Genomic DNA, 5,071 nt, shown 5'->3' with positions numbered 1-5,071 from the left:
CAGCTATTTTGCCTTAGCGAATAATCTTGGATGAGTATTGGTGTGATGCCGTATTCACCTTTACAATATATACACCTTTCGGGAAGGAAGCAACATCAATGTTACGCAACGACTGGCGTCCTTCCACAGTTTCCTGGTAACATAGTTTTCCTGAGAGATCGATTATAGAGATAGAGCGAATCGCTTCGCCTGCCTGCACCGTTACTTTTGTCTGATCGAGACTTTGATATACTGATATGTGTGAATTTCCTTCATCGCGGATCGTGCCGGTAATAGCATCCTGTATGTGCATGACTAACCCTCCTTCTGATGCCAGGTGAAAATTTAATTTTGACGCGCTGTTTACCGTGATCACTTCGCGCGTATAGGCCTTCGCGTTGGCTTCTGTCGATTCGTTATCGCGCCAGATCTCTGCTACTTTATCAATACCTGACGGCAGGAATGAAAAATCAACCTCAATATCTCGTGCATCCTCGCTGGTCATAGCACCTACAAACCAGTCGTTTCCGGTTTGCTTGGCCATCACGGCATAGTCTTCCACTTTCGCATCGAGTGGAACGGTTTGATCCCATGTGGTTGGTACTACCGAAAGAAAATTCATCATATCCGGATTGCTTTGATATTGCGTAGGTGAATCGCACAAGTATCCGAGTGGCTGATCGAATATTACATACATTGCCAATTCATGTGTGCGTGTACCCATCGACATGGGAACACCTGTGGGAGTATAATTAAATTGTGAGCGATGCACATTGCGCAATGAACCAGGAGTATAATCCAACGGTCCGGCTAACATGCGAATGAAAGGAAACTGCAAATGATAGGTTGGGTTCGCAGAGAAATCCCACTTGTCGTTTTCTGCACCGCGCACCGCTTCGAAGTTAAGTATATTGGGATACGTGCGTTCCAGTCCTGTAGGTTTACCACAGCCGTGAAAGATGATCATCATTTGCTGATCGGCACATGCCTGGGCAAGTTGCTGAAACCAGTTGATAGCAACCTGGTCATCACGTTCGATCAAGTCAACTTTCACACCGGCAATACCCAGCGCTTTTAATTGAGCAAGACGATTCGGATTCTCTATAGGCAAATTGATAAAATCCCACGCAAATACTTTCACATTTTTAGAAGCTGCATACTGGCAAACCTGTGCTGCATAGGTATCGCTCCAGCCGGCATCCATCGTGATATACTCGATTTTATACTGTGCGGCAAAATCGATATAGTATTTATACAAATCGAAACCGAGATGATTCAGGCCGGAAGGAATTTTGTTTGTATCCAGTATAGCATCGTGCCACCACTCCCACGCGGAGCGACCGGGCTTGATATAGGACGTGTTGGTCAGCACGGAAGGCTTGGCCAGTTTATAGATGAGTTCGTTTGCCAGCAGGTCTTTATCATCGTCTGAAACAATAACAACACGCCACGGATAATCACGTGTTCCGGATGTAGTGGCAAGAAAATTCTCCCGCGTCAATACACGGTGGTAAGAATATATATCAGTCGGGTTGGAAACCGTTTTGGGATACTGCGCCCACTTACCCTGCATACCATTGGTGGTTCCGCTTGGCTGCAAATACATACCCGGATAATCGAACAGGTCTGACTCCGCTACAACGGCACGGGTACCGGACGCAAAGGTGAACATGGTAGGCGTAATCGAAAATGTACCGGCATTGATACTGGCTATAGATGCATAGTTCACATACGATCGCTCCCACGACTGCATTGCCTGATCTGCTTCCGGAAAGATAATGCTGGTAGTGGCTGCAAAGTTAAAGTTCGCTTCTTCAGAAACTACATTGAGTGTTCCGCCCAACGCTGTTTGGAAACGATAGGCTACACCTTCGTTATAGGCGCGAACGATCAGCGAATAATTTTGCGTAAAGTTGATCGTAAGCTCGTTGAAGTTATCCTGCAACGTGGCACTTTTTCCATAGAGACGGGTAATCGTTTGATTTACACTGCGCGTGCTGGTGCTGGCAACAGTACCATTTTTACCCAGCACTAGACCGGTGCTTAACGACAATGATATAGCAGACGGGCTGACAATAGCCGTACCGTTGTGCTCAACCGAATACTGCACGCTGGTAGAAACATCTACCTTGATCTTTAGTCCGCTATCCGGTGAAGTAACCGAATACTGGGCATAGGCCTTACTTAATCCTAACAGGATGAAAAATCCCACACCCCATCCTCTCAACTGTGTATAAAATTTCATATTACTGAATTTGTTTTCTAGTCTTAAACATACTCTTACAGGATACTTTATTTTCTCTCATCACGATACCAGTGTACTGAATTTATATACTATATATTCGTTGTACACCCGCCCTGCTTCCCGGACGGTAGAAGGGAAATGCTCATGATTCGGACTATCCGGATAATACTGACACTCGAGGCAAAGCCCATCAAAAGGCTTGTGCGTTGTGGCATGATTATTCGGATATATACTTTGCAGATAATCACCGGTATATAATTGAACCCCGGGATACGATGTAGCAATGTCCAGTTTTATACCTGACTCCGCACTGTGTAGCGTGCCTACTATATCATCGGCCTTGCGGCTTGCTTCATCAAATATATAGTAGGTATTCAGTCCGGATACTTTTCCCTGTATGGTTTCTACGCGGCTTTTGACAGCATGATTATAAAAAGATTTTTCGTTGGCGGGAATGATAGCACCTGTAGGAATATAATCCGCACGACTCTCCAATACTTTCGAAGCCTGAATCGTAAGGTTATGCCCGAATATGTCTTTACTCTCGCCCGTTAAATTAAAGTACGCGTGGTTTGTGAAATTCATCACGGTCTTCTTATCCGAAACTGCTTTATACTGTATATGTAATTCCTGACGGTCGTTCCAGGTATAGGTTACACTAAACTGTAGATTTCCGGGGTAGCCTCCTTCTCCATCGCTGCTGTATAGGTTGAACGATACAGCATAATCTTGCACACTATAATCAAACACACGGCTGTTAAAGCCATTTAGTCCCCCATGGTTTGTATGGGCGTTATCGTTTTTCTCCAGGCTATATAGCTTGCCATCCAGGTTGAATTGCGCACCACCTATACGGTTGGCAAATCGCCCGATGGTAGAACCGATATAGCACGGATCGTGTATATACCCTTCCAGCGATGGATACCCGAGAATAACATTCTTCTGAATTCCCTGCTTATCGGGCACAACAACCGAAACCAGCGTAGCTCCATAATTCATCAACTCTATATAAGCTCCGTGGCGATTCGTTAAACGGAACAGCAGTATAGCTTTTCCCCGGTGGGTTCCCCAAACCTTTTGCGAAACGCCCTGATATATATCCTGCATCGTACTCATATCTTGTCTGCCAGAATATCTGATAACACACCATTTACTTTTACGCTTACCTTGCGCGGATCAGCAGAAGTGATTCTGTACCTGGTAACGCGGCCGTCTTTCCATTGTATATCCACGGTATAATTTCCACGGGCCCGTAGTCCTTTTACCTCTCCGGATGATTTCCATGCATCGGGCAATGCCGGCAATAACTCTATAAAACCCGCATGACTTTGTATCAACATTTCGGCAACTCCTGCTGCACCACCGAAATTACCATCGATCTGAAACGGTGGTCCGGCCGATAGCATGTTGCTATATATACCGCCACCCGCACCGTAGTTGATATTGGTATCCGTAACCGGTTTCAGTAATTCATGTAACAGGGAATAGGCACGATTACCATCTTTGAGTCGTGCCCAGAATAATACTTTATAGGCCTTCGACCAGCCGGGACTATCATCACCGCGCACCTCTAATGTTTTACGACAAGCGTCTGCTAGTGCGGGCGTTGCTTCCGGTGTAATCAACGGTGCAGGATATAGTCCGTATAAATGTGAAACGTGCCGATGTTTCGCATCTGCTTCTTTATATTCTTCAAGCCACTCCATCAATCGTCCGTCTGATGCTACTCTTCCGGGAGGTGGCAGTTTGGCAAGTTTATCTTTCAGTGCAGCGCGAAACGGTTCATCTATATTCAATTGCTCGGATGCTGCAATTACATTCATAAACAACTCTCGTGTGATCTGGTGATCGATCGTTGGCCCCATACATATACCGGCTGCTTTACCATTGGGTAAATAGAACCAGTTCTCCGGAGATACAGAAGGTGCTGTAACAAGCCAGCCTGTCTTCGGGTCTTCCATCAACACACTGCTATAGAACTGTGCGGAGCCTTTTAATATCGGATATATACTTTGCAGATATACCTTGTCGTGGGTAAATGCATAGTGCTCCCACAAATTATTACACAACCAACCGGAGCCCGCATTGGTTGCTCCCCACGAAGCATCCTCGCCCGGCTCGGTATAGCCCCATATATTGGTGATAACGTGCGCTACCCAACCATCCGCATGATAGTATGCTTTCGCTGTGCGCTCGCCATGCGGCACCATGTTACGCACTAGTTCGGCCAAGGGTAAATTCAATTCAGAAAGGTTTGATACTTCTACCGGCCAGTGATTCATCTGTACATTTACATCGAGATGGTAATCACCATTCCACGGAGTTTGTACCTGATTCGCCCACAAGCCTTGCAGATTAGGCGGCAGTAAACCAACACGCGTACTGCAGATGGTAAGGTATCGACCAAACTGATAGAATAGCACCGCCATACCATTGTCGGACGATGGATCGCTATAGAATTTTTCCAGGCGTTTATCCGTGACTATATCCTCTGCATGATTATTCCCACCAAGGTTGAGCGTTACACGCTCGAACATTTTCTGGTATTGTGCTATATGTATTTTCTTCTGCTCTGCATAAGAGCGCTGCTGCGCTTTATTTAATATAGTATTCACGCGATCTGCAAAGGCCGCATCTTTAAAATCAGTGGCGGCAGATATATAGAGGATCACTTCACTGGCCTGGTTAATCACCAGCTCATTATTATCCACATGCTGCTCGCCACCTTTCAGTTGTGCTTTTACTCTGGCGACATAGAGCATGCCTTTACCATCCGTACCATTGTTCAATTGGCCTGTCATGCGCAAGCCATCTTTATCGGCTACAGTAACAAACCGTTCCGGACGT

At 45.9% G+C, this 5,071-nt stretch carries 3 protein-coding genes; all 3 read right to left on the bottom strand.

Going from position 1 to position 5,071, the window contains the following annotated elements:
- Positions 1 to 13: 13 nt before the first annotated feature.
- A complete protein-coding gene (locus tag VIN08_RS27795) occupies positions 14 to 2,224 on the bottom strand; it encodes a glycoside hydrolase family 97 catalytic domain-containing protein (RefSeq protein WP_331972881.1) in 2,211 nt (736 codons plus the stop codon).
- A gap of 60 nt (positions 2,225 to 2,284) precedes the next feature.
- Positions 2,285 to 3,340, bottom strand: a complete 1,056-nt coding sequence (locus tag VIN08_RS27790) for an aldose epimerase family protein (protein ID WP_331972879.1) — start codon at positions 3,338 to 3,340, stop codon at positions 2,285 to 2,287.
- Positions 3,337 to 5,071 (bottom strand): glycosyl hydrolase family 95 catalytic domain-containing protein (locus VIN08_RS27785; protein ID WP_331972877.1); only part of this gene is annotated, 1,735 nt, incomplete at its 5' end. The genes VIN08_RS27790 and VIN08_RS27785, both read right to left, overlap by 4 nt.

This window comes from Ohtaekwangia sp. (assembly GCF_036568665.1).
In the GTDB taxonomy this organism is placed as follows: Bacteria; Bacteroidota; Bacteroidia; order Cytophagales; family Cyclobacteriaceae; genus Ohtaekwangia.
Note: the sequence above shows the minus strand (reverse complement) of the source record. Positions and strands in the feature narration are given on the sequence as shown.